The sequence below is a fragment of the Pseudomonas salicis genome, from assembly GCF_057128705.1.
Genome location: NZ_JBSKHU010000002.1, coordinates 298850 through 322195 on the forward strand (window position 1 = coordinate 298850; position 23346 = coordinate 322195).

Annotated in this window: 25 protein-coding genes and 1 pseudogene; 12 read left to right on the forward strand and 14 right to left on the reverse strand. The window is 59.7% G+C overall.

All coding sequences use genetic code 11. The features are described from left to right. Window positions 1-130 precede the first annotated feature (130 nt). Window positions 131-688 carry a peptidylprolyl isomerase gene (locus ACWKWE_RS07475; RefSeq protein ID WP_166597574.1) on the forward strand — a complete coding sequence of 186 codons (558 nt, stop codon included), beginning with the start codon at window positions 131-133 and terminating at the stop codon, window positions 686-688. 164 nt (window positions 689-852) lie between these two features. Beyond that, window positions 853-2712: an ABC transporter ATP-binding protein gene (locus ACWKWE_RS07480; RefSeq protein WP_166597573.1), complete on the forward strand. Its 1860-nt coding sequence runs from the start codon at window positions 853-855 to the stop codon at window positions 2710-2712. 113 nt (window positions 2713-2825) lie between these two features. Here the strand turns inward: ACWKWE_RS07480 and ACWKWE_RS07485 are convergent, their stop codons facing one another. The 4 genes from ACWKWE_RS07485 to cysK all read right to left on the reverse strand — a co-directional run bounded on the left by ACWKWE_RS07485 (window position 2826) and on the right by cysK (window position 6317). Continuing rightward, the gene (locus ACWKWE_RS07485) at window positions 2826-3680 is read right to left on the reverse strand and encodes a DMT family transporter (protein WP_166597572.1); all 855 of its coding nucleotides are present in this window, start codon (window positions 3678-3680) and stop codon (window positions 2826-2828) included. A gap of 104 nt (window positions 3681-3784) precedes the next feature. After that, complete coding sequence (locus ACWKWE_RS07490; protein ID WP_166597571.1) at window positions 3785-3952, reverse strand: hypothetical protein; 168 nt, start codon at window positions 3950-3952, stop codon at window positions 3785-3787. Between the two features lie 103 nt (window positions 3953-4055). Further along, window positions 4056-4994: an aspartyl/asparaginyl beta-hydroxylase domain-containing protein gene (locus tag ACWKWE_RS07495; protein ID WP_166597570.1), complete on the reverse strand. Its 939-nt coding sequence runs from the start codon at window positions 4992-4994 to the stop codon at window positions 4056-4058. Between the two features lie 348 nt (window positions 4995-5342). Further along, window positions 5343-6317 (reverse strand): cysteine synthase A, encoded by a 975-nt coding sequence (gene cysK, locus ACWKWE_RS07500; protein ID WP_483850148.1) that lies wholly within the window; start codon window positions 6315-6317, stop codon window positions 5343-5345. A 138-nt stretch (window positions 6318-6455) separates the two neighbouring features. Here cysK and ACWKWE_RS07505 point away from each other — a divergent pair, with 138 nt between their 5' ends. Then, entirely contained in the window at window positions 6456-7532 is a 1077-nt protein-coding gene (locus ACWKWE_RS07505; RefSeq protein ID WP_166597568.1) for a DUF748 domain-containing protein, read from the forward strand. A gap of 13 nt (window positions 7533-7545) precedes the next feature. Here ACWKWE_RS07505 and ACWKWE_RS07510 read toward each other — a convergent pair. Then, window positions 7546-7791: pseudogene (locus tag ACWKWE_RS07510) on the reverse strand (DUF2442 domain-containing protein); the annotation flags it as partial. 245 nt (window positions 7792-8036) lie between these two features. Between ACWKWE_RS07510 and ACWKWE_RS07515 the strand changes: the two are divergent. From ACWKWE_RS07515 to ACWKWE_RS07525, 3 genes are all read left to right on the forward strand, one after another. Beyond that, on the forward strand, window positions 8037-8882 hold the full coding sequence (locus ACWKWE_RS07515; RefSeq protein ID WP_166597566.1) for an AAA family ATPase: 846 nt from the start codon (window positions 8037-8039) through the stop codon (window positions 8880-8882). A gap of 29 nt (window positions 8883-8911) precedes the next feature. Continuing rightward, window positions 8912-10090, forward strand: a complete 1179-nt coding sequence (locus ACWKWE_RS07520; protein ID WP_483850149.1) for a vWA domain-containing protein — start codon at window positions 8912-8914, stop codon at window positions 10088-10090. Between the two features lie 341 nt (window positions 10091-10431). Beyond that, complete coding sequence (locus ACWKWE_RS07525) at window positions 10432-11259, forward strand: hypothetical protein (protein WP_483850150.1); 828 nt, start codon at window positions 10432-10434, stop codon at window positions 11257-11259. Window positions 11260-11269: 10 nt separating this feature from the next. Here the strand turns inward: ACWKWE_RS07525 and ACWKWE_RS07530 are convergent, their stop codons facing one another. From ACWKWE_RS07530 to ACWKWE_RS07560, 7 genes are all read right to left on the reverse strand, one after another. Continuing rightward, window positions 11270-11878: a hypothetical protein gene (locus tag ACWKWE_RS07530; protein ID WP_166597563.1), complete on the reverse strand. Its 609-nt coding sequence runs from the start codon at window positions 11876-11878 to the stop codon at window positions 11270-11272. 118 nt (window positions 11879-11996) lie between these two features. After that, a complete protein-coding gene (locus tag ACWKWE_RS07535; RefSeq protein WP_483850151.1) occupies window positions 11997-12917 on the reverse strand; it encodes a 5-oxoprolinase subunit C family protein in 921 nt (306 codons plus the stop codon). After that, complete coding sequence (locus tag ACWKWE_RS07540) at window positions 12914-13618, reverse strand: 5-oxoprolinase subunit B family protein (RefSeq protein WP_483850152.1); 705 nt, start codon at window positions 13616-13618, stop codon at window positions 12914-12916. The genes ACWKWE_RS07535 and ACWKWE_RS07540 overlap by 4 nt, the downstream gene beginning before the upstream one ends. Then, a complete protein-coding gene (locus tag ACWKWE_RS07545) occupies window positions 13615-14367 on the reverse strand; it encodes a 5-oxoprolinase subunit PxpA (protein WP_401144755.1) in 753 nt (250 codons plus the stop codon). The genes ACWKWE_RS07540 and ACWKWE_RS07545 overlap by 4 nt, the downstream gene beginning before the upstream one ends. 304 nt (window positions 14368-14671) lie before the next feature. Then, on the reverse strand, window positions 14672-15196 hold the full coding sequence (locus tag ACWKWE_RS07550; RefSeq protein ID WP_483850153.1) for a DUF2937 family protein: 525 nt from the start codon (window positions 15194-15196) through the stop codon (window positions 14672-14674). 13 nt (window positions 15197-15209) lie between these two features. Further along, the gene (locus ACWKWE_RS07555; RefSeq protein WP_341962884.1) at window positions 15210-15983 is read right to left on the reverse strand and encodes a class II glutamine amidotransferase; all 774 of its coding nucleotides are present in this window, start codon (window positions 15981-15983) and stop codon (window positions 15210-15212) included. A gap of 53 nt (window positions 15984-16036) precedes the next feature. Continuing rightward, window positions 16037-16543, reverse strand: coding sequence for an MFS transporter (locus tag ACWKWE_RS07560; protein WP_483850154.1), 507 nt, complete (start codon window positions 16541-16543; stop codon window positions 16037-16039). A gap of 142 nt (window positions 16544-16685) precedes the next feature. On the opposite strand from ACWKWE_RS07560, the gene ACWKWE_RS07565 reads away from it, so the two are divergent. After that, window positions 16686-18743, forward strand: a complete 2058-nt coding sequence (locus ACWKWE_RS07565) for a S9 family peptidase (protein WP_483850155.1) — start codon at window positions 16686-16688, stop codon at window positions 18741-18743. Between the two features lie 101 nt (window positions 18744-18844). Beyond that, on the forward strand, window positions 18845-19318 hold the full coding sequence (locus ACWKWE_RS07570; RefSeq protein ID WP_483850156.1) for a cyclic nucleotide-binding domain-containing protein: 474 nt from the start codon (window positions 18845-18847) through the stop codon (window positions 19316-19318). A gap of 10 nt (window positions 19319-19328) precedes the next feature. Here the strand turns inward: ACWKWE_RS07570 and ACWKWE_RS07575 are convergent, their stop codons facing one another. Then, window positions 19329-19616, reverse strand: coding sequence for a hypothetical protein (locus ACWKWE_RS07575; protein ID WP_483850157.1), 288 nt, complete (start codon window positions 19614-19616; stop codon window positions 19329-19331). 114 nt (window positions 19617-19730) lie between these two features. On the opposite strand from ACWKWE_RS07575, the gene ACWKWE_RS07580 reads away from it, so the two are divergent. The 4 genes from ACWKWE_RS07580 (at window position 19731) to ACWKWE_RS07595 (ending at window position 21911) form a co-directional block, all read left to right on the forward strand. Beyond that, the gene (locus tag ACWKWE_RS07580) at window positions 19731-20417 is read left to right on the forward strand and encodes a spermidine synthase (RefSeq protein ID WP_341962876.1); all 687 of its coding nucleotides are present in this window, start codon (window positions 19731-19733) and stop codon (window positions 20415-20417) included. Window positions 20418-20476: 59 nt separating this feature from the next. Continuing rightward, a complete protein-coding gene (locus tag ACWKWE_RS07585) occupies window positions 20477-20854 on the forward strand; it encodes a YajD family HNH nuclease (RefSeq protein WP_483850158.1) in 378 nt (125 codons plus the stop codon). A 112-nt stretch (window positions 20855-20966) separates the two neighbouring features. Beyond that, the gene (locus tag ACWKWE_RS07590; RefSeq protein ID WP_166597551.1) at window positions 20967-21455 is read left to right on the forward strand and encodes a TrmH family RNA methyltransferase; all 489 of its coding nucleotides are present in this window, start codon (window positions 20967-20969) and stop codon (window positions 21453-21455) included. A gap of 84 nt (window positions 21456-21539) precedes the next feature. Beyond that, window positions 21540-21911: a YgaP family membrane protein gene (locus tag ACWKWE_RS07595; protein WP_483850159.1), complete on the forward strand. Its 372-nt coding sequence runs from the start codon at window positions 21540-21542 to the stop codon at window positions 21909-21911. A 211-nt stretch (window positions 21912-22122) separates the two neighbouring features. Here the strand turns inward: ACWKWE_RS07595 and ACWKWE_RS07600 are convergent, their stop codons facing one another. After that, window positions 22123-23337, reverse strand: coding sequence for a hypothetical protein (locus ACWKWE_RS07600; RefSeq protein ID WP_483850467.1), 1215 nt, complete (start codon window positions 23335-23337; stop codon window positions 22123-22125). Window positions 23338-23346 lie beyond the last annotated feature (9 nt).

Here is a 23346-nt window from a genome sequence, read left to right on the forward strand (position 1 = left end):
GGGTAAGTTCACTCCTTCCACCAACACCCAGAGCTCCACCGTAGGCTCTGTCCAAATCCCTCCAAACGTGTTTCCCTTACGTCCTGTTTTTTTGCAGTCGAAAAATCACTTTTCAGGACGTCTACTCCCCATGCTGAAAAAAATCGCCCTCTCTGCCGCTGCCGTACTGTTCGCTTCCAACCTGATGGCTGCGCCCGCGCCGCACGTCGTGCTGGACACCAGCTTCGGTCAGGTTGAAATCGAGCTGAACCAGGACAAGGCGCCGATCAGTACCGCGAACTTCCTCAAATACGTGGACAGCAACTTTTACTCCAACACCATTTTTCACCGCGTGATCCCGGGTTTCATGGTCCAGGGCGGTGGTTTCACCGCGCAGATGGTGCAGAAGCCCACCAACGACCCGATCAAGAACGAAGCCGACAACGGCCTCCATAACGTTCGTGGCACCCTCGCCATGGCACGCACCTCTGACGTGAACTCTGCCACCAGCCAGTTCTTCATCAACGTCGTCGACAACGCCATGCTCGACCACGGCGCCCGCGACTACGGTTATGCGGTGTTCGGTAAAGTCGTCAAGGGCATGGACGTCGTCGATCAGATCGTCAATGTGCAGACCGGCAGCAAGGGCGGCATGCAAAACGTGCCGCTGGACCCGATTCTGATCAAGTCTGCCAAGCGCGTGAACTAAGCTTCACACGGTGTACGAAAGCCGGGCACTTGCCCGGCTTTTTCGTTTCTGGAACGCCCATCACAGGAAAAATGTGAGCAATTGCGTCGCACTGTGGTCAGATTCCGGGACGCACCCCCGTCCATCAGAATGGAGAGCCCGCTCAAGCGTGGGCGTCATAGCCAATGCTCTATCGTCGTTTCGAAAAACTGATTGATATCTTCCGCGACGCCCCGACTGTCGCTCCGCCCAACCAGGTCGTGTCGTTTTACGTTTATTACCTCAAGCAAGTCTGGCCCAGTTTTGTCGCACTGCTGGTGGTGGGTTTGATTGGCGCGCTGATCGAAGTGTCGCTGTTCAACTACCTGAGCCGCATCATCGACCTGGCTCAGGGGGCGCCTAACCCGAATTTCTTCAGTGACCACGCGTATGAGCTGATCTGGATGGTGATCGTCGCCCTCGTGCTGCGACCGGTGTTCGTGCTTTTGCACGATCTGCTGGTGCACCAGACCATCGGCCCTGGGATGACCAGCCTGATCAACTGGCAGAACCACAGCTATGTCCTCAAACAAAGCGTGAATTTCTTCCAGAGCGACTTCGCCGGACGCATCGCTCAGCGCATCGTGCAGACCGGTAACGCGTTGCGGGACTCCGCCGTGCAGGCCGTTGACGCCATGTGGCACGTGCTGATTTATTCGATCGGCGCGCTGGTTCTGTTCGCCGAAGCCGACTGGCACCTGATGATCCCGCTGATCTGCTGGATCATCGCCTTCACACTCTCGCTCTGGTGGTTCGTGCCGCGCGTGAAGGCACGCTCCGTGGTGTCGTCGGAAGCCCGTTCGAAACTGATGGGTCGTATCGTCGACGGCTACACCAACATCACTACGCTCAAGCTGTTTGCCCACACCAACTCCGAGCAGCAGTACGCACGTGAAGCCATCAGCGAGCAGACCGAAAAGACTCAGCTCGCCGGTCGCGTAATCACCGAAATGGACACGGTGATCACGACCCTGAACGGCATCCTGATCGTCTGGACCACCGGCTTGGCCCTGTGGCTGTGGACGCAATCGCTGATCTCGGTGGGTGCGATTGCCTTGGCGACCGGCCTGGTGATTCGGATCGTCAACATGTCAGGCTGGATCATGTGGGTAGTCAACGGCATCTTCGAAAACATCGGCATGGTGCAGGACGGTCTGCAGAGCATTTCCCAGCCGGTGGGCGTGTCGGACCGCGCGGCGGCGCCGACGCTGCAGATCAGCCGTGGCGAGGTGAAATTCGAGCACCTGAATTTCCAGTACGGGCCTGGCAAAGGGGTGATCAAGGAGCTGAACCTGGACATCAAACCGGGAGAAAAAATCGGTTTGATCGGCCCGTCCGGCGCAGGCAAATCGACACTGGTGAACCTGCTGCTGCGGTTGTACGACGTGCAAGGCGGGCGCATCACGATCGACGATCAGGACATCGCCCATGTGACGCAGGAAAGCCTGCGCTCGCACGTCGGCATGATCACGCAGGATACGTCGCTGCTGCACCGCTCAATTCGTGACAACTTGCAGTACGGCAAGCCCAATGCAACCGACGCCGAACTGTGGGAAGCCATGCGCAAGGCTCGCGCCGACGGGTTCATCCCGCAGCTGTCGGACGCGGAAGGACGCACCGGGCTGGATGCCCATGTGGGGGAACGCGGCGTGAAGCTGTCGGGCGGTCAACGTCAGCGCATCGCGATCACCCGAGTGCTGCTCAAGGATGCGCCGATCCTGATCATGGACGAAGCGACCTCCGCGCTGGATTCGGAAGTCGAAGCCGCCATTCAGGAAAGCCTGGAAACGCTGATGGAAGGCAAGACTGTCATCGCCATCGCCCACCGTCTTTCGACCATCGCCAAGATGGACCGGCTGATCGTACTGGAAAATGGGCAGATCGTGGAAGACGGGTCTCATGCCGAGCTGCTGGCGCGCAAAGGGCTGTATGCGCGGTTGTGGGCGCATCAGACCGGCGGGTTTGTGGGCGTGGAAGAACTTCCATTGGCGCCGCAAACCCTGTAGCTGCGTCGGTCAGGCGAATGCGGTAGGTCAACGACGACGTCGTCTGACCCGCCGGCATTCGCCAGCACGCTGGCTTCATTAAAGTGAGCGTCAACGCTCGTTAGCGTGGCGCTTCACTTGGCCTTACGAAACACGAACACCAACCCCACCACGATCAACACCATCCCGAGCAGGCTCAGCAGCGCCAGTCGATTACCGAAGATGAGGTAGTCCATGATCGCCGTCACGGCAGGCACCAGGTAAAACAGGCTGGTGACGTTGACCAGATTTCCCTGGGCGATCAGCCGGTACAGCAGCCACGAGCCGAGCACCGACACCAGCAGCCCCATGTAGATCACTGGGACGTAGAACCCGATGACGTGCTCGAAGTGAAACGGCTGGAACGGCACGAACACCGCACACACCACCATCCCGGCGAAGTACTGCACGGGTAGCGTGCCAAGCGGATTGTCGGTGACACGCTTCTGCATGATCGAGCCGACCGTCATGCTCAGCATGCCGAGCACGCCGAACGCCATCCCGGCCAGTGAACCGCCGTCACCAATGCCCTGAAACACCACCAGGACCAGCCCGGCGAGGCCCAGACTCAGGCCAAACATCCGCGAGAAAGAACGGCTGCGTTCCAGCAAGACCGCCGTGAGGATTGGCTGCACGCCCATGATCGTCGCCATGACGCCCGGCGCCACTTTCATGTCCAGCGCCAGCAGGTAGCAGATCTGATACCCACCCAGCAGCACCACACCGGTGGCGAGTGCGTAACGCATCGACTGGCGGGTCGCTGGCAGTTTGTAGCCCAGACTCGGGATCAGAATGGCCAGCGCGAACAGCGCCACCAGAAAACGAAACAGCAGAAATGCGAAGGGGGTCGCGTGGGTCAGCCCCCATTTGGTCACGATAGCGCCGCTGCTCCAGAGCAGGACGAACAGCGTGGTAGTGGCAATCGAGGCCAGAGCTTTGTTGGCAAACATGGTGTCACCTGTGATTCAGACAAAATCGGACCCGGCAAAAAAACCGGATTCACTGATGTTTTGTTGGGGTGGCAGGCGTGATGCGACGGCGTGGAGGCAGTCGATCAGCCCAGCGCAACCACGGCAGGGGGCGAGACAGTGCTCGCGACCGGGCCGGTCACAGGAGACGGTGGGGGGTAACGCGTGATGTAGAAGGCTTGCTGGCACCCACGCGGCTCACCCACAGCAAACGCTGTGGTATCGAACACGACTTGCGAGTGGGAAGCAGGCATGGCGCTGATCTTCTACGGAATGAGGGGTGAGGTGTATCGATCTGTTTCAAGACACCGGGGCTGAATATAACCAGCGCCCGGTGCAGGATGCAACGTTTAGTTATCAGCCGAAGAGCCAGTAGCCCAACAGGGTCAGGACGACCACCGCCAGCACCGGACGCAGGATGCGGTAGGCCTTGGGATTGGCGCGCTTGAACTGCTTGACCTTGCCGCTGATGCCATTGCTGAAACGCTTGCTGAAGGCGTAAGCCTGGTTGATGCCGCCCACGCGTTCGTCGTCGGTGTTCTGCGGTGCCGTGGCGCGCCCGAGAAAGGCGCTGACGCTGCGGTTGACCGAGGTCATGAAGCGGTTGCTCAACGGGCGTTCGATGTCGCAGAACAGGATCACGCGGGTGAAATCGGTTTCGTTCTTGACCCAGTGCACGTAAGTTTCGTCGAACATCACGTCTTCACCGTCGCGCCAGGCGTAGACCTTACCATCGACGAAAATCCGGCAATCGTCGGAGTTCGGTGTGGACAGGCCCAAGTGGTAGCGCAAGGAACCGGCGAACGGGTCGCGGTGCGGGTTCAGGTGACTGCCACCGGGCAACAGGGCGAACATCGCACCCTTGACGTTGGGAATGCGGCTGACCAGCTCAACGGTTTTCGGGCACAACGCTTCGGCGGACGGCAGCGGTTTGTCGTACCACTTCAGGTAAAAACGCTTCCAGCCTTTCTTGAAGAACGAACCGAAACCGGCGTCGTTGTCCTTGGCGGCCGCACGAATGTAGCCCTCGTCGAACAGGTGCATGGCTTCGTCGCGAATGGTTTCCCAGTTGTCGCGCAGCACGTCCAGCTCGGGAAATTTGCTGCGGTCCAGATAAGGCTTGGACGGCACGCTGGAGAACAGGTACATCAAGGCGTTGTACGGCGCGAACAGTGCGGAGTGGTTCACGAACTGACGCAACACCGGCAAACGCGCCTTGCCGCGCAAATGCACGTAAAGCGTGCTGCCAATGAACAGCAGCAGAATCGCCGCCTTGGCAGCGAAAGAAAAGGTCATGAAGCTCTCCTTGGAACAGGGAATTGCCTGGCGTTGATCAGCTTTTGATTCTGGGCGAAGCCCGTAGGAGCCAGCTTGCTCGCGATCGGCTGCGTAGCAGTCGCAAAACCTGGCGACTCGGTATGCCTGAACCAATCGGGTCGTCTGATTTCGCTGCCGCTGCGCGACAGATCGCGAGCAAGCTGGCTCCTACGCCCTTCGGGCAGAAGCAGTGCTGCGAACGGCCAGGCATTCTAATCACTGCAAAACACCGCCAGATGACCTGCATCACGTCTCCGGCGGGTCTGGATGGCGCCCATCATAAGCCTTCGTCGCCGCGGTAAAAAGCCGAAGCGCACGCCAAGGCGATTACTGGGTCAGTTCCTGATCCGTGAACAGGTCGCTGAACAGCATGCTCGACAGGTAACGCTCCCCCGAATCCGGCAGGATCACGACAATTGTCTTGCCCTGCATTTCCGGCTTCTCGGCCAGACGCACCGCCGCCTGCATCGCCGCGCCGCACGAAATGCCACAGAGAATCCCCTCCTCCTGCATCAGCCGCAGGGCCATGGCCTTGGCCTCTTCATCGCTGACCAGCTCGACTTTGTCGAGGATCGACAGATCGAGGTTTTTCGGAATGAAACCGGCGCCGATGCCCTGAATCTTGTGGGGGCTGGGCGTGATTTCCTGCCCGGCGAGTGCCTGAGTGATGATCGGCGACACCATCGGCTCGACCGCGACCGACAGGATCGGCTTGCCCTGAGTGTTCTTGATGTAGCGCGACACGCCGGTGATGGTGCCGCCGGTGCCCACGCCCGCGACCAGCACGTCAATGGCGCCATCAGTGTCGTTCCAGATTTCCGGGCCGGTGGTTTTCTCGTGAATCGCCGGGTTGGCCGGGTTCTCGAATTGCGCAGGCATGAAGTATTTCGCAGGGTCGTTGGCCACCAGTTCTTCGGCCTTGGCGATGGCGCCTTTCATGCCCTTGGCAGGCTCGGTCAGCACCAGCTCGGCGCCGAGGGCCTTGAGCACCTTGCGACGTTCGATGCTCATGGAAGCTGGCATGGTCAGGACCAATTTGTACCCACGGGCCGCCGCCACGAACGCCAGACCGATCCCGGTGTTGCCGGACGTGGGCTCGACAATGGTCATCCCTGGCTTGAGTTTGCCCTTGCTCTCGGCGTCCCAGACCATGTTCGCGCCGATGCGGCATTTGACCGAATAGCCCGGATTACGCCCTTCGATCTTGGCCAGAATCGTGACCCCGCGCGGCGCGATGCGATTGATCTGCACCAGTGGAGTGTTGCCGATGGAATGGGCGTTGTCTGCGTAAATACGGCTCATGACCGGGTCCTTGTGCAGGTGGCGGAAAAGCCCAAAGCCTATGCCTTGGGCGCATATTGCGTCCAGTGCGAACGGATGACATCGGCGACAGTCAACACATCTAGCAGTCACCCTTCCCGAACACCGGAGACATCAGCCATGAAACGTCGCTATAGCTGGCCGCTGTGGACAGTCGTGGGGCTCGTAGTGCTGTTGATCGTCATACACATCGCGTTGCCGTACGTGGTGCGCAACTACCTCAATGAAAAACTGGCGGACATGGGCGACTATCGCGGCCAGGTCACGGACGTCGATCTGGCCCTGTGGCGCGGGGCTTACAAGATCAATGGCCTGAACATCGTCAAAGTCGACGGCAAGGTCCCGGTTCCACTGCTTAAAGTGCCCGTGATCGACCTGTCGGTCAGTTGGCACGCCCTCTGGTACGACCATGCCGTGGTCGCAGAGGTTGCGTTTTTGAGCCCCGAGCTGAACTTCGTCGACGGCGGCAGCAACAAGCAACAGTCCCAGACCGGTGCGGGCACCGACTGGCGTGCGCAGCTGAACAAGCTGCTGCCGATCACGCTCAACGAAGTCCGCGTGACCGATGGCAAGATCACCTTCAGCAACTTCACCTCCACGCCCAAAGTGAAGATCGAAGCCGACAAGGTCAACGCCAGCGTCTACAACATCACCAACGTGGTGGACACCGCCGGCAAACGCGACGCCCGCTTCGAAGGCAAGGCCCTGCTGCAAGGTGAGGCGCCATTGGAAACCTCGGCCACCTTCGACCCGTTCCAGAACTTCGAAGACTTCGACTTCAAGCTGCGCGCCACCAACCTGCAACTCAAAAGCATGAACGACTTCGCCTCCGCCTACGGCAAGTTCGACTTCAACGCGGGCAACGGCGACATCGTCATTGAAGCCCAGGCTAACAAAGGTCAGCTCAGCGGCTACGTCAAACCCCTGTTGCGGGACGTCGACATCTTCAACTGGCAGCAAGACGTCGAAAACAAGAACAAAGGCTTCTTCCGCTCGGTCTGGGAAGCCATGGTCGGCGCCAGCGAAACCGTGCTCAAGAACCAGCGCAAGAACCAGTTCGCCACCCGCGTCGAACTCAGCGGCAGCGTGCACAAACAGGATGTCAGCGCGTTTCAGGCCTTCCTGCAGATTCTGCAAAACGCATTCGTGCAGGCGTTCAACACGCGGTATGACAGTGGGAAGAGTGAGGCGCAGTAAGGCTGCGAAATCATTCGGTCCAGAACGTATCAGCGCCTATCTGGATATCAACGGTGGGCCACTCCACGGCCCACCCATCATCTGCAACTTCCGCCGAGGCAAACGCTTGTTGGTCTTTCAAGCGTGCCAAGGCTGGCAATCTCTCAACATCATTGCTCATGTTCCGAACAACCTGTCGGTCATCGATGAAGGTCAGAGCCAGCCGATAACCACTAAGCGGCTGAACAGACTTGAGTCGCGGGCGATCCATGCGGGTCATTTAAAGCGTCCTGAGGGGTGTTTATGAAAATGTGTCGGCTGAACTATTTGAGAAGCGGCGATGGTAGCGCCAAACATGCACTCAAAAAATCAGCGTTACAATTTTCCGCCAGTCAAACCCCGACCCGCCATTCAGAGACTGAATAAAGCGTCTGCGTTCACAGTCGGGCGGGGGGCGCGTTATAGTCGCTGCATTCTTTTCGGCGTCCGGGCATCAGTGGCCGCGCCTTGTTCGAGGATTTTCCGATGAAGTTCGAAGGCACCCGCGCCTATGTCGCCACCGACGACCTGAAGCTTGCCGTGAATGCGGCGATCACCCTGGAGCGTCCGCTGCTGGTCAAGGGCGAGCCAGGCACCGGCAAGACCATGCTCGCCGAGCAACTGGCCGAATCCTTCGGTGCGAAGCTGATCACCTGGCACATCAAATCGACCACCAAGGCCCATCAAGGTCTGTATGAGTACGACGCGGTCAGCCGTTTGCGCGACTCGCAATTGGGCGTTGATAAAGTCCACGACGTGCGCAATTACCTTAAGAAAGGCAAGCTCTGGGAAGCCTTCGAGGCCGAGGAGCGGGTGATCCTGCTGATCGACGAGATCGACAAGGCCGACATCGAATTCCCTAACGACCTGCTGCAAGAACTCGACAAGATGGAGTTCTATGTTTACGAGATCGACGAGACGATCAAGGCCAAGAAACGCCCGATCATCATCATTACCTCGAACAACGAAAAAGAGCTGCCGGACGCCTTCCTGCGTCGCTGCTTCTTCCACTACATCGCCTTCCCTGACCGCACCACGCTGCAACAGATCGTCGATGTGCATTATCCGGACATCAAGAAAGACCTGGTCAGCGAGGCGCTGGACGTGTTCTTCGACGTGCGCAAAGTGCCTGGTCTGAAGAAAAAACCCTCGACCTCCGAGCTGGTGGACTGGCTGAAGCTGCTGATGGCGGACAACATCGGTGAAGCCGTGCTGCGCGAACGCGATCCGACCAAGGCCATCCCGCCGCTGGCCGGGGCCCTGGTGAAAAACGAGCAGGACGTGCAGTTGCTTGAGCGTCTGGCGTTCATGAGCCGTCGCGGCAATCGCTGAGTTCTTCCGGATAAGTCGGGGCCCTGTTCATGTTGCTCAACCTGTTCAACGAAATGCGTGCAGCCAAGGTGCCGGTCTCGGTGCGTGAGCTGCTGGACCTGATCAACGCCCTGAAACAGCGGGTGACGTTCGCCGACATGGACGAGTTTTACTACTTGTCGCGGGCGATTCTGGTCAAGGACGAGCGCCATTACGACAAGTTCGACCGGGCGTTCGGCGCCTATTTCAACGGCTTGGAAAAGCTCGACGATCACTTGCAGGCGCTGATCCCCGAAGACTGGCTGCGCAAGGAGTTCGAACGCTCGCTGACCGATGAAGAGCGCGCGCAGATTCAGTCGCTGGGCGGCCTCGACAAACTCATCGAAGCATTCAAGAAGCGTCTGGAAGAACAGAAAGAACGCCACGCCGGTGGCAACAAATGGATCGGCACCGGCGGCACCAGCCCGTTCGGCTCAGGCGGCTATAACCCGGAAGGCATTCGCGTCGGCGATGCGGGCAAACGTCAGGGGAAGGCCGCCAAGGTCTGGGATCAGCGCGAGTACAAGAACCTCGATGATCAGGTCGAATTGGGCACGCGCAACATCAAGATCGCCCTGCGCCGCCTGCGCAAATTTGCACGTCAAGGCGCGGCGGACGAGCTGGACATCGACGGCACCATCGACCACACCGCACGCGACGCGGGGCTGCTGAACATCCAGATGCGTCCGGAACGCCGCAACACCATCAAGCTGTTGCTGCTGTTCGACATCGGGGGCTCCATGGATGCCCACGTGAAGATCTGCGAAGAACTGTTCTCGGCCTGCAAGACCGAGTTCAAGCACATGGAGTATTTCTACTTCCACAACTTCATTTATGAATCGGTGTGGAAGAACAACCTGCGCCGCACCTCCGAGCGCACTTCAACTCAGGATTTGCTGCACAAATACGGCGCCGACTACAAAGTGATCTTTATCGGCGACGCCGCCATGGCCCCGTACGAAATCACCCAAGCGGGCGGCAGCGTCGAACATTGGAACGAAGAAGCGGGCTACGTCTGGATGCACCGTTTCATGGCCAAGTTCAAGAAAATCATCTGGATCAACCCCTACCCCAAAGACGCCTGGGGCTACACCACCTCAACCAATGTCGTGCGGGATTTGATCGAAGATCAGATGTACCCGCTGACGCTGCGGGGGTTGGAGGAAGGGATGCGGTATTTGGCGAAGTAATGCTGAGACGGTAGTAGCACGGCTTGCCTGCGGTGGCGTCGTGCTAGACGACACCGTTGTTTGAGACATGACGCCTTTGGCAGCAAAGCTGGCCTCTTATTGCAACGCTAAGCCGTGTCCCTCTCAAACCGTTATCCATTACGCGAATAGATAACTGCATTTGGTGCGGTTACATTTTTCCTATTGACGAATATCCACACCGCTGATTACGTCGCTTTTTGTCAGTAGGCGATAACCCTACTGTAGATATCAAGTTCAAATACTCATCATATAAATACTTAGCCGCTAATCAGCTGAGCCTTAACAGCCTGAGTGCGGTCACAAAAAAATGGATGTTTAAAATGAGAAAAATAAAAACGTTGTGTGCTTCGCTGGCACTTGCATTACCCTTCACTCACCTCAGCGGTGCCAACGCAGAGGTTCCTGAGTCACCAGCCCCCCACATCGAGGCGCTGCCAGACAAACTTAATACCGTCATTGGAACGCTGGATAATGACAGCGATGTCAAATATTACAGCTTCACCGCTTTGCGCGGACAAAAGTTTATGGTACATGATGTTCAAAGAGGACCTAATGGATCGCAATGGAAAATCGAGTACAAAATAGACGAAGACTGGAAGCCAGTACCCACGTTTGATAGCTACATCAGTGCACCACTGCAACCTGAGCAAAAAATCCTCGTGAGAGTGGCAAAGGCCAGTGGCATAGCACTACCGCCCGGTCGAAAATTTCACATTGAATTTGGGTCCGCGCCTTTTACTCGACACACAAGGGTGTCCGGGGATGCGGAGCAATTTTCTATCTTTTTTTCCACGCCAAAGTTCATGCGCCAGGTCGATTGGGGAGCAAGCATAGAGGACTCAACCGGGCATCCTGTTGAAGGAGCGACGGTCGAATTCACAATGGCTATTGAGCATGAAGGCTCTACTCCCAGCGTGATCTCCAAAAGAACAACCGGTCTCTCAGGAGGCATCTCAGAAACGATAAAACTAAAAGATTGCCACGGCACAAAAATCTCTGATCCTTTTGTCGGCGTATACGACTTCAAGACAAAATGGCAGGTGAGCTACAACACGGGCCACTGGCATATTTCAGTACAGGGCAATAAGCAAACAGGTGTTAGCCCCGTTCCGTTCGCACACATTTGCTCGGCCAAAATCGTAAGGTAATCAGGCAGGCTCACGACGGATTCACATCGTGAGCCTTGTTGGGATTTGACCCTTGGAAATACCTCGCATAGTCCGCATTTAGTCCCTCCAGCGTTCTGTTAACCAAGACTGCCAAAGACCATATGTAACGCTTGGCCATTTCCTTGAATTCTTTGTTTTCATTTAACCATTCCGAGATCAGATTCCTTTCGTGCGGCGCAAACGTGTCCATTCCCGAAACCGGCGTAATCGTGCCATGTTCATCAACTGAAAAGCTGAAATCTTTATCCGCAAGCGTTGGGTGATTCTCAGCTAACTGTCGTTTTTGCTCTTCAAACTTGGCTCGCAGGTCATCCGCCTGGATGCTGGCTTCTTTTTTTCGCCAATCCATCCTGATTTGTTCATACATCTCGCAGGTGCTCATCGACCTAAAAAACACGCCGCCATCACCGGAGGGGCGCAGCGTATTATCAAAACGCGTCTCGTGATAAACATAATCGGACTCTGGCCGGCTTAAAATAATTTCACACTCCAGTGCCGTCTGTTCGTCTACGCGTCCATTCTTCTTAGCTTTTTCAAACGCAATCTCCACCGCTTGCCGGTACGAATGGCGACTATCTACGATCAAATCCAGGTTCATGGACAGCTCCTCATGCCAGTTGCACATGAGAGTTTTAGCGGCAGCGCTCCTAATCAGATGACCTGAGCCGGGCGCCACCCCGTTCTGACCAAAACGTAGGAATCAGGCTACAAAGCAATCAAGCCATCAGCTGCCGCAAAAATCCCACTTGCTCCCGCCACGCCACGTCCTGCACCACCGCCCTCATCCGCGCCCCACTCCCCGGCAGTTTCTGCGCCAGCCGCGCCAGCGAAAGCGGGGTCAGTGCGCCGAGTCGCGGATAGCCGCCGATGGTCTGGCGATCATTCAGCAGGACAATAGGTTGGCCATCCGGAGGAATCTGGATGGCGCCGAGGGGGATGCCTTCGGAGATCATCGGTTTGCCCTGGTAAACCAGTTCCGGCCCTAGCAGGCGTTGGCCCATACGGTCGGCGCGGCTGTCGAGGGTCCAGTCGCTGTTGAAGGCGTCAAACAGGCTCAGGCCGCTGAACTGGCCGATTTGTGCACCGAGGACGACGTCCAGCGGGCGCTTATCAGTGAAGTCGGGGATGAGGTGATCGGGCAGCGTGTGCAGTTCGAAAGCCGCGCCGAAGTAACGCAACGGATCACCTTCGCGCAACGCTTTGCCCGTGCCGTCCAGACCGCCAAGCCCTTCCCTTCCCACCGTTGCGCGACTGCCCAACACGTCAAGGGCATCAAAACCGCCCGGGGCGGCGAGGTAGGCGCGAGCGCCGGTAACCGGTTGCGTGAAGCGCAGTTGCTGGCCCTTGCGGACGAAAAAGCTGCGCCACGGTGCGACAGAGCGGTCATCGAGCATCGCACCCAGATCGGCCCCCGCCAGCGCGAGGCAGCAGTCGGATTCAGCGATCAGCGTCAGGCCACCCAAGGTGATTTCGATCACGGCGGCATTCAAGGGATTGTTCAGCAGCTTGTTCGCCCACGCCATGGACACCCAGTCCAGCGCGCCGCCTTGGGTCACGCCGAGATGACGCACGCCAAAACGCCCGGCGTCTTGCAGCAGGCACAGCGGCGTGCTGTTTTTGACCGTCAACAGGCTCATGCCAAGGCCTCCAGTGGGGTGTCGTCGCCGCCCAAGCGAATGAATTCGGCGTGATCGATGGGCGCGAAACGCACGGTGTCGCCGGGTTGCATCAAGCTGTAGCCGTCGATGTCGCGGTCGAACAATTTCGCGGGGGTGCGACCGAGGATGTTCCAGCCGCCGGGGGACTCAAGGGGATAAGCCGCTGTCTGGCGCTCGGCAATGCCCACGCTGCCTGCCGCGACGCGTTTGCGCGGGGTTTTGATGCGCGGGGCGGCGAGGATTTCTTCGACCAGCCCCATAAAGGCGAATCCCGGCGCGAAGCCCAGCGCGAACACTTGGTACTCACGCTCACTGTGACGCCGAATCACTTCGTCCACCGGCAGGCCACTGCGTTGGGACAGCAGCGTCAGTTCCGGGCCGACGCGGAGGTCGTACCAGACCGGCAGTACATGCTGTCGGCCTGCTTTGGCGGAGTCCGGAGACAGGTCCTCCAGCGCTCGGGCGATCACCTCGCGAGCTTGATGAGGGCTGAGCGCCATCAGGTCGTAATGCACCATCAGCGTGGTGTACGACGGCACCAGATCGATCAAATGCGCACCGAATCCTTTACGCAGATGCAGGCTGGCGGCGAGCATCCACGGCATATTGGCTTCGTCGATGGCGTCGAACAGGCGCACCATCAGGCAATCGATCGCAACGACTTCAATGCGCAGGTTCATGAGGCGGACGTCTGCCCCAGGGCTTCACGGATACGTTGCACAGCCGCGATGGAGCTGGCGTTGTCGCCGTGCACGCAGAGGGTATCGACCTTGAGCAGCAATTCGCTGCCGTCGCTGGCGATCAGTGCTTCGCCACGGGACAACGTCATGGCCTGGCCGATGATATGTTCGGGATCATGGTGTACGGCCCCCGGCAGGTTGCGCGACACCAGACGCCCCGCGCTGTCATAGGCGCGGTCGGCGAAGGCTTCGAACCAGAGGCTGACGCCGAACTCATCGGCAATGGCCTGCGCCCCGCTGTTGTCGCGCATGGACAGCAGCATCAGCGGCAGTTCGGCGTTGTAACGGGCGATGCCTTCGATGACCGCACGCAGCTGCGCCGGGTTGGCCATCATGTCGTTGTACATCGCGCCATGGGGTTTGACGTAGCTGACTCGCCCACCTTGAGCGCGGGACACGCCGTCCAGAGCGCCGATCTGGTAATGCAGCAGGTCTTGGATTTCTTGCGACGAGCAGGCCATCGACCGACGCCCGAAACCCACCAGATCCGGGTACGCGGGGTGCGCGCCGATGGTGACGTTGTGGGTCAAGGCCAAGGCCACGGTTTTGCGCATGACGCTGGGGTCACCCGCATGAAAGCCGCAGGCGATGTTGGCGCAGTCGATGTACGGCATGACCTCGGCGTCCAGACCCATGGTCCAGGCGCCGTAGCTTTCACCGATATCACAATTCAATAACAGGCGGCCCAAGGGATGATCTCCTGTGCGGCTGAAGGTTGGGGACGAGGCTTGAGTCTACGCGTGGGAAGCATCGCTTTGCAGCGCTGAAACACGCCTGTCATGTGTAGGCGCATTCTTGGGCGGGAGTGGATGAAGCGTCCAACTAATAAAAGCGGAGGGAGGGGATAAGAAAAAGTGAACGGTCCAGTGTCCGGAATGGCGTCGAACCTGTAGGAGTGAGCTTGCTCGCGATGCGGAGGGTCAGCCGGCGCAACGGTGACTGACACTCCGCATCGCGAGCAAGCTCACTCCTACAGAAGAGCGGTCGCGCTCGTCACTCCCAATCCCGATTCACCTTGCGCACATGATGCCGTCCCACGAATACCCAGTCGATGAACAGCACGAAGCTTTCGATCACCAGCGAGAACAGCAGCGCGCAGATCAGCCCCCAGCCGATGACTTCGGGCGACAGCAATACCTGCCACGTGTAGCCATTCCACGTTTCGTTGCGAATGTCCGCATCGGCGGCGGTCAAGACATGCCAGGCGCGCATGTACCACGGGCCTTGCAGCGCCATCCACTCGCGGTCGAGTATTTGAGTGCGACCCAGCAGGTTGCTGATGTTGTTGGCATCAGTTTTGAACACCGGGTCGTCGCTGCTGCGGTAATGCTGGATCAGCGCCTGCACGTCGCCATTGAAAAAGCGCGAAGCGGTGTCGTTGTAGCCCCGCATGTTCTGCTGCGCTTCCATCAGGTGCGCTTCGACGCGCTTGCTGTAGTCGCTGATGAAGCCGGGAATCTGCACGCCGATCAACAGGCCTGCCGTGAACAACACCAGTCGCAGATAGCTTCGCAGCATAGGTCCCTCTCAGTCAGGATTGGCCTTCGGCCACGCATTCGCCGCGACGCCACAGGCTCCAGTGGCCGGGCTCGTAGCGATTCCAGGTTTCGTTCTCGGTCAATGGCTCGGTGGCAATCACCGTCACCACGTCATTGGGCGTGGTTTCGGCCTGAAAATCGACGATCACGTCGACATCCTTGAGCCGTGCCGGACCGAACGGCGCGCGCCGTGTGATGTGCACCAGCTTGGTGGAGCAGAAGCAAAACAGCCAGTCGCCATCACTGAGCAAGCCATTGAACACGCCCTTGCTTCGGTATTCGTTGCAGGCTTGGACCAGCGTCGGCAGCAGCTGTTCGATCTCGACCGGCTCGGGAAACGCCTCGCGCACCCGGTTCAACAGGTCGCAGAACGCGGCTTCACTGTCGGTGTCGCCCACCGGGCGGTAGAACGTTGCGCTCGGGTGAAAGTCCGCCAGCTGGCCGTTGTGAGCGAAACACCAGTTGCGGCCCCACAGCTCGCGCACGAAAGGATGGGTGTTGGACAGGCAGACCTTGCCGACGTTGGCCTGACGAATGTGGCCAATCACAACCTCGCTCTTGATCGGGTAGCGCTGCACCAGTTGCGCAACTTCCGACTCGCTGCTGGCGGCTGGGTCCTGAAACAGACGCAGGCCGCGCCCTTCATAAAAGCCGATGCCCCAACCGTCGCGGTGGGGACCGGTGCGACCGCCGCGCTGCATCAGCCCGGTAAAGCTGAACACGATGTCGGTCGGTACGTTGGCACTCATGCCCAGAAGTTCACACATGCTCGGATCCCGTACGCTCAACGACACATATCAGTTTTTGCAGGAGCGCGTATTCACAACTTGGGTTCAACCCGCTGACGGCCAACCGAACCACCGTTGGCAGGCGCTGCCGGGCTGGCAAAACGCGAAGGGCCCGGCGCGGCGAACGGCTCATCGTCTTTTTCCTGAGCTTTCTGCTCGGCAGCGGCCTGTGCGGCAGCCGCTTCGGCATGGGCCTGACGGGCTTTTTTCTTGCGCAGGAACGGCAAGCGGATCAACGCGAAAATGACGTAGGCGCCCAAGGCAATGGCGCCATAGGTCGAAAGGTCGAGCGCGGCGCGCCAGACGTTATTGCCGACCTTGAGCCCCAGGTCCAGGAAGCTGATGGCCAGCGCCGGGGCATAAATGTCCTTCGCCGGGTCGATGATGGTCGGGCAGAACAGCAGGACCGCGCCGATCACCCGCAGCGGTTCGCGCAAGTAGCGCCACATCCAGCCGGTCAGCTTGAACCACACCAACAGACAGCCCAACGCGGCGAACGCGTAAAGGCCCCAGGCAATCAGATAGTCGTTGTCGGTCATGACGTCCGTGGTAAGGCAGGTAAAGAGGCGCTTATGATAACGACTTTTCGCCAGCCTGGCTTACCCGGCTGTAGTTATCGGTCCGCCGCCTCTTCACAGGCGTCCGTCGCAGTGGTCAGTTTCACTTTTGAGAGAGCCCCGCATGCCATCTTCCAACGCTGTTCTCCGCGCCCCCGTTGCCCGCAAGGCCGACGGTGCCGACCCGTATGCCTGGCTCCAGAATCGCGACACCGATGAGGTCCTCGATTACCTCAAGGCCGAAAACAGCTATCAGGAACAGCAACTGGCCGATCAACAGGCCCTGCGCGAGACCCTGTTTCAAGAGATCAAGGGCCGCATCCTCGAAACCGACCTGTCGCTGCCCTCCCCGTGGGGGCCGTACCTGTATTACACCCGGACCACTGAAGGCGACGAATACGCCCGTCACTACCGCTGCCCGCGCCCGGCGGACGATTCGCAGACCGTCAATGAAAACGCTGAAGAGCTGCTGCTGGACCCGAACGTGCTGGCCAATGGGGGCTTCTTTTCCCTCGGCGCGTTCAGCATCAGCCCGGACCATCAGCGACTGGCCTACAGCCTCGACACCAGCGGCGAAGAGGTCTACCAGCTCTACGTCAAGGAACTGCGCAGCGGCGACGTCACCGCCCTGCCCTTCGAAGACTGCGACGGCAGCATGACGTGGGCGAACGACAGCCAGACCCTGTTTTTCGGCGAACTCGACGACACCCACCGCCCGCACAAGCTCTATCGCCATAAGCTGGGCAACGACTCGGCGGAGCTGGTGTTCAGCGAGCCAGACGGGCGTTTCTTCCTGCATTGCTACCGCACCAGCTCCGAGCGCCAGTTGGTGCTGGGTCTGGACAGCAAGACCACCGGGGAAAGTTGGGTGCTGGACGCCAGCACGCCGGATCAGCCGTTCGTGTGCATCGCGCCCCGCAGCGAAGGCCACGAGTACTCGGTGGACCACGGTTTGGTCGACGGCGCCTGGAGCTGGCTGATTCGCAGCAACCAGGACGGCATCAACTTCGCCCTCTTCCACGCGCCTGAGCAGGCGAGCGACGTGCCAGAGCGCAAGGATTGGCAGACGCTGATCCCCCATAGCGACAGCGTGATGCTCGACGGTTTCAGCCTCAACGCCCGTGGCTTGACCTTGAGCCTGCGCGAAGGCGGCCTGCCCATCGTCGAAGTTCACCCACAGGGTTTGCCGCCCTATCGCGTGCAATTGCCGGACGCGGCCTACAACCTCTATGTGCAGGACACCCTTGAATTCGAGAGCGACAAGATTCGTCTGCGCTATCAATCGCTGAACCGTCCGCCCCAGGTGCGTCAATTGACGCTGGCCACCGGGGACCAGGTCGTACTCAAGGAAACGCCGGTTCTGGGGGTGTTCGACGCCGATGCCTACGTCAGCCAGCGCTTGTGGGCGACCGCCGCCGACGGCACGCAGGTGCCGATCAGCCTTGTCGTCAAACGCGAACTGGCCGGTCAGCCGGTGCCGCTGTACCTGTACGGCTATGGCGCGTACGGCGAAAGCCTCGACCCGTGGTTTTCCCATGCCCGTCTGAGCCTGCTGGACCGTGGCGTCGCCTTCGCCATCGCCCACGTGCGCGGCGGCGGCGAATTGGGTGAGGTCTGGTACCGCACAGGCAAACAGGAGCACAAGCAGAATACGTTCAGCGATTTCATCGCCTGTGCCGAACATCTGATTGCGGAAAACCTGACGTCGGCCGAAAAACTGGTGATCAGCGGTGGCAGCGCCGGGGGGCTGTTGATCGGCGCGGTGGTCAATCAGCGTCCGGAGCTGTTCAAGGCCGCGATTGCCGAAGTGCCGTTCGTCGACGTGCTCAACACGATGCTCGACCCCGATCTGCCATTGACCGTGACCGAATACGACGAGTGGGGCAACCCGCAAGAGCCCGACGTCTACGCTCGGATCAAGGCCTACGCGCCTTACGAGAACGTCAGCGCGCAGGCCTACCCGGCGATGCTGGTGATCGCCGGGTACAACGACAGCCGCGTGCAATATTGGGAAGCGGCCAAGTGGGTGGCAAAATTGCGCGACACCAAAACCGACGACCACCTGCTGCTGCTCAAGACCGAACTGGGCGCGGGGCATGGCGGGATGAGCGGGCGGTATCAGGGATTGCGTGACGTAGCGCTCGAATACGGGTTTATCTTCAAGGTATTGCAGCTGGCCTGAGGAACTCTTTGCAGGCCTTTTGTCATATCAAGGCTGCCGGGCGTTGAGACGTCCGGTGCCGTTGTGCCGGTCATTTTTCAAACACTCAACAAGAACATGCCATGCCGACATCTTCATCACTGAACAACGAGATCCGCGAGATGCTGATGGACTGCGGTCTGTTCCTCGCGCTCACCCCTGCGGACTTTTCCGCGGCGGCCGGTTACTTCAGCATCAGCAGCATCGAGAAAGGCGAAGCGATCTTCAGCGAAGGCGACGCGGGCACCTTCATGTGCATCATCCATTCGGGCACGGTGTCGGTGCAAAAGCGCAACGGCGAAGGCGTACCGGTCGAAACGGCGATTCTGCGCAGCGGTCGGGCATTCGGCGAAATGGCTGTGCTGGATGGCGAACGTCGCTCGGCCAGTTGCGTGGCGGCGTCTTCCTGCTACTTGCTGAACCTGGGCAAGGACTCGCTGGACAAGATGCTCAATGAAGCGCCCAAAGTCGCGGCCAAGATCATCCGCGCCATCGCCATCGCCATGTCCAAGCGGCTGCGGATGATGGATGGTCAAGTGTTGGCGCAGCAGGAATAAACGGTTCGAATTACGGGCTTGGCTTCGCGGGCGGCGGTAAACCTGGCAGCGGTTCATCGTCTTTGGGCGGCCCCGGCTGGGGGATTTTTGGCAATAACGGCGGATTGCCTTGCCCGCCTGCGCGGGGAACGCTGGGCGGCGACACTTGTGGATACGGGGTCGGCGTGGCCGTGCCGGGCGACCCGGACGTGGCGGCAATGGGTTCCGGCGCAGTGAGGACAGGTTGCAGGCCCTCGGCAAATACCTGAGATGCACCGAGCGCAGCCACGGCAATCGCCGCTAGAATGTACCGCTTCATCGTTGGCCTCCACTGCCAATCTTCTGTCGGGACGCTCAGACTACGCCTGCTTAGCGCTTCGTGCGCTGACAAATTGCACGCCGCGCCCCTGCCACGCCTTTCTCCGGGTTTTTCATGAAACGTTTCGTTCTGCTCGACACCACCCCGATCCCCGACAACGGCGGCGCCTTATGCCTGTTCGAGTACGGCGAAGACTTCGTGATCAAGATTCAGGGCGGCGACGGCGGCCAGTTGATGAACACGCGCATGCACGGCTCCGAGGATGCGCTGGCGGAAATTCCCTGCAAGAAGGTCGCCTCGCGCTTGCAGCCACGGGTGCTGATCGGCGGTCTGGGCATGGGCTTCACTCTCGCCTCGGCGCTCAAGCACTTGGGCAAGAATGGCGAAGTGGTGGTGGCCGAGCTGGTGCCCGGTGTGGTCGAGTGGAATCGCGGCCCGTTGGGTGAGAAATCGGGCAATCCTTTGCAGGACCCGCGCGCCAAGGTGGTCGTCCAGGACGTCGCGCAGGTGCTGAAAAGCGAGCCTCAGGGTTTCGATGCGATCATGCTCGACGTCGACAACGGCCCCGAAGGCCTGACGCAAAAGGCCAACAGCTGGCTGTATTCGGCGGGTGGCCTGGCCGCTTGCGCCACCGCGCTACGTCCCAAGGGCGTGCTGGCCGTGTGGTCCGCCAGCGCCGACGCCGCGTTCAGCGACAAACTGCGCAAGGCCGGGTTCAAGGCCGAAGAGGTCAAAGTCTACGCCCACGGCAATAAAGGGACACGGCATACGATCTGGATTGCCGAAAAACTCAAAGGCTGACGCGCGCGCAAAGCGCTAGAATCGCCCCATTGCCCACAGCACACGTCACAGGTGACACCATGAGTTCGGGAACCCCGACCAACACATCCAAACTCGACCGCATCCTCGCCGACGCTCAACGCGACCGCGAGATGGGGTATCGCGATAAAGCCCTGCGCATGTACCCGCACGTCTGCGGCCGCTGCGCCCGCGAGTTTTCCGGCAAGCGCCTCAGCGAACTGACCGTTCACCACCGCGACCACAACCACGACAACAACCCGCAAGACGGCTCCAACTGGGAGCTGCTGTGCCTGTATTGCCACGACAACGAGCATTCGCGTTACACCGACCAGCAGTATTTCTCGGACAGCTCCACCAGCAGCCCGAAAACAGCCAAGGCGACCCACAACCCGTTTGCCGCGTTGGCTGGCCTGATGAAAAACGGCGACGACGCGTAAGCCACGAGCTGCAAGCAAGAGCGGTGCACGTGAGTTCACCGCTCACTGCTTTTTCTTGCAGCTTGCAGCTCGAACCTCGAAACTGCCCCCTTTTTTACGAGCATCTCCCCCCGTGGCCAACAAACGCTATGCCTGCATCGGCTTGTTCAACCCTAAATCCCCGGAAAACGTCGGATCGGTGATGCGTGCGGCAGGCTGTTACGGCGTGGCCTCGGTGTTTTACACGGGCAAACGCTACGAGCGGGCGCGGGATTTCGTTACGGACACCAAGAAAATTCATCAGGACATCCCGCTGATCGGCATCGATGACCTGAGAAAAATCATCCCCCTCGGCTGCGTGCCTGTCGCCGTCGAGCTGGTGGAAGGCGCCCGTTCGTTGCCTGAATACACCCACCCGGACCGTGCGATTTATATCTTCGGCCCGGAAGACGGTTCCCTCGACAAGGAGATTCGTGACTGGTGCGAAGACGTCGTCTATATCCCCACCACCGGTTGCATGAACCTGGCGGCGACCGTCAACGTGGTGCTTTACGACCGCATGGCGAAGGGCAACAACACCCGCTCCGGCCCGCAATTCGGGCGCGAAACCGACCGCACCTGATCAACGTCCCGCGTCAAACGCATTGAACAGTTTGCCCGCCCGAGAGTCAGCTTTAGGGACCTTACCTTTCATGGAGAACGCATCATGAGCGATACCCCGATCCTTAAACGTGTCGATCGTCAGCTTCACGACCTTCCAGAGCAAAACGTACAGGGGTGGGAGCGCATCGGCTCGCTGGCCGGTGGCGTGTTGATGATGGGCAAGGGTCTGCGCCGTGGCGGCATCTTCGGATTGGTGCAGCTGGCCATCGGTGGCGCAGTCCTCGCACGGGGCATCACGGGGCATTGCTCGGCCAAGTCGCTGCTGGAAAAAAGCCGCAGCGAGATGGACGTGGCCCGCGCACGCATTCAAGAGGCAGGCGCCGAACTGAGCAAGCTGAAAACCAAGGCTGAAGTGGCGGCGGAAGAAGCAGTGGTCAAGAGCATTGATACGGTGAAAGGGCCGAAGGGCGTTTGATCCAAACAAACTCTCACTGATTCGCGTGTCCCCTGTAGGAGTGAGCTTGCTCGCGATAGCGGTCGATCAGGCGCTGATATTTTCTGATCCGGCCTCATCGCGAGCAGGCTCACTCCTACAGTTCGAGTCGCGTTTGGCAGATGATTGAGGCGGCCTTGAGATCGCTCAAACCCGCAACCAAGCCGCTATGGGGAAATGGGAAAGCCTTTCCTCATTGCAGCAGATTGCTCGCCAGCACCTTCGACGACTCCCCCATCACCCCCGCGCTGATCTGCACGAAGTCCTCAGTGCTCACCGCGCCCATTCGCATCAACCCCTGTGCCACATCATCCAGCGATTTCTGGTCGTTGGTCTTGCGCCGAATTTCCTGATCCAAGGTCCCCATCAGCAATGCCGCACGGGCCGTCATGGCCGCATCGACCCGCTCGCCGCGCAAGGTCGTTACCTTGCGCCCGACCCGCGTCATGATCGATTGCCAGTCCTGATACCGGTCCTCGCTCATGCCCCCGGCCCGACGCAGCAGCTCGACCGAGTAATACTCGGCGATGCCCGCCCTGATCCAGTCGCTGCGGTCCTTGGTGCGAATGCGCGCAAACACCTGCACCAGTTCCCACAGCAAGGGGCTGGCGCCGCTCTCGCTGATCAGTGGCCGGGTGCTGTTGAGGTAGATTGAATCGTGACCGGCGCTGGCATTGCGTGCCATGCCGTCCGCCGCGCCCACCACCAGCAGCTTGCCCGGAATTCGCGGGAAGACGGCCTGCAGCTTCGGCCAGACGAACGTCAGCAGCGTCAGGGTTTCCATCCGCCGCATGCCCTGCCCTTTCGGCGCGCTGACGGTGACGTCGGTGTCGCCGAGGCGTGCACGGCGATTGACCAGATTGCCCGCCAGCATCCAGCCCGTAGGCCGGTCGAACAGACGTGACACGTTGTCGATGCGGAAGCGATTCTTGCCAATGCGCGGCCATGAGCTTTCCACGTTTTTCCAGCCGGTGGGCAGATCGACGGTCAAGCGCGCATGCAAATGCACACCTTCCTGCTGATCAAGACGGGCGCGCGGCACCAGGTCTTCGCCACGAAACAACGCCCAGTCAGGGGTCATGCGACTGTCGTAGCGCGGTTTTTCGGGCATTGCGTCGGCGGTGTGACGATTGATTTTCACACGCCAGGTCAGCGTGGCCTTCCCCGATGCAGGCTTCCACACCCCGCGCCCTTCCGGCCCCGCGATCCATTGGCCATCGGCGGTGAAGTCACTGAAGTAGCCCTTCTGGCCGAGGTTCATGTCCAGGCTGCGCACGGCGCTGCCCTGCTCCAGCGTCAGGCGCACTTCAGCCTGATCACTCTGCGGCAGCAAGGTGACGTGATAATCGAGATCGACGTTCTTCGCGGCGCTGGCCGGAACAGACATCGCCAGGCCCAACGCAAGCATCGCAGCACA

What these genes read in the sequence shown, in the direction of transcription:
- ACWKWE_RS07475 (WP_166597574.1), top strand. Translation starts at nt 131, where the DNA reads ATGCTGAAAAAAATCGCCCTCTCTGCCGCTGCCGTACTGTTCGCTTCC.
- ACWKWE_RS07480 (WP_166597573.1), top strand. Translation starts at nt 853, where the DNA reads ATGCTCTATCGTCGTTTCGAAAAACTGATTGATATCTTCCGCGACGCC.
- ACWKWE_RS07485 (WP_166597572.1), bottom strand. Translation starts at nt 3,680, where the DNA reads ATGTTTGCCAACAAAGCTCTGGCCTCGATTGCCACTACCACGCTGTTC.
- ACWKWE_RS07490 (WP_166597571.1), bottom strand. Translation starts at nt 3,952, where the DNA reads ATGCCTGCTTCCCACTCGCAAGTCGTGTTCGATACCACAGCGTTTGCT.
- ACWKWE_RS07495 (WP_166597570.1), bottom strand. Translation starts at nt 4,994, where the DNA reads ATGACCTTTTCTTTCGCTGCCAAGGCGGCGATTCTGCTGCTGTTCATT.
- cysK (WP_483850148.1), bottom strand. Translation starts at nt 6,317, where the DNA reads ATGAGCCGTATTTACGCAGACAACGCCCATTCCATCGGCAACACTCCA.
- ACWKWE_RS07505 (WP_166597568.1), top strand. Translation starts at nt 6,456, where the DNA reads ATGAAACGTCGCTATAGCTGGCCGCTGTGGACAGTCGTGGGGCTCGTA.
- ACWKWE_RS07515 (WP_166597566.1), top strand. Translation starts at nt 8,037, where the DNA reads ATGAAGTTCGAAGGCACCCGCGCCTATGTCGCCACCGACGACCTGAAG.
- ACWKWE_RS07520 (WP_483850149.1), top strand. Translation starts at nt 8,912, where the DNA reads ATGTTGCTCAACCTGTTCAACGAAATGCGTGCAGCCAAGGTGCCGGTC.
- ACWKWE_RS07525 (WP_483850150.1), top strand. Translation starts at nt 10,432, where the DNA reads ATGAGAAAAATAAAAACGTTGTGTGCTTCGCTGGCACTTGCATTACCC.
- ACWKWE_RS07530 (WP_166597563.1), bottom strand. Translation starts at nt 11,878, where the DNA reads ATGAACCTGGATTTGATCGTAGATAGTCGCCATTCGTACCGGCAAGCG.
- ACWKWE_RS07535 (WP_483850151.1), bottom strand. Translation starts at nt 12,917, where the DNA reads ATGAGCCTGTTGACGGTCAAAAACAGCACGCCGCTGTGCCTGCTGCAA.
- ACWKWE_RS07540 (WP_483850152.1), bottom strand. Translation starts at nt 13,618, where the DNA reads ATGAACCTGCGCATTGAAGTCGTTGCGATCGATTGCCTGATGGTGCGC.
- ACWKWE_RS07550 (WP_483850153.1), bottom strand. Translation starts at nt 15,196, where the DNA reads ATGCTGCGAAGCTATCTGCGACTGGTGTTGTTCACGGCAGGCCTGTTG.
- ACWKWE_RS07555 (WP_341962884.1), bottom strand. Translation starts at nt 15,983, where the DNA reads ATGTGTGAACTTCTGGGCATGAGTGCCAACGTACCGACCGACATCGTG.
- ACWKWE_RS07560 (WP_483850154.1), bottom strand. Translation starts at nt 16,543, where the DNA reads ATGACCGACAACGACTATCTGATTGCCTGGGGCCTTTACGCGTTCGCC.
- ACWKWE_RS07565 (WP_483850155.1), top strand. Translation starts at nt 16,686, where the DNA reads ATGCCATCTTCCAACGCTGTTCTCCGCGCCCCCGTTGCCCGCAAGGCC.
- ACWKWE_RS07570 (WP_483850156.1), top strand. Translation starts at nt 18,845, where the DNA reads ATGCCGACATCTTCATCACTGAACAACGAGATCCGCGAGATGCTGATG.
- ACWKWE_RS07575 (WP_483850157.1), bottom strand. Translation starts at nt 19,616, where the DNA reads ATGAAGCGGTACATTCTAGCGGCGATTGCCGTGGCTGCGCTCGGTGCA.
- ACWKWE_RS07580 (WP_341962876.1), top strand. Translation starts at nt 19,731, where the DNA reads ATGAAACGTTTCGTTCTGCTCGACACCACCCCGATCCCCGACAACGGC.
- ACWKWE_RS07585 (WP_483850158.1), top strand. Translation starts at nt 20,477, where the DNA reads ATGAGTTCGGGAACCCCGACCAACACATCCAAACTCGACCGCATCCTC.
- ACWKWE_RS07595 (WP_483850159.1), top strand. Translation starts at nt 21,540, where the DNA reads ATGAGCGATACCCCGATCCTTAAACGTGTCGATCGTCAGCTTCACGAC.
- ACWKWE_RS07600 (WP_483850467.1), bottom strand. Translation starts at nt 23,337, where the DNA reads ATGCTTGCGTTGGGCCTGGCGATGTCTGTTCCGGCCAGCGCCGCGAAG.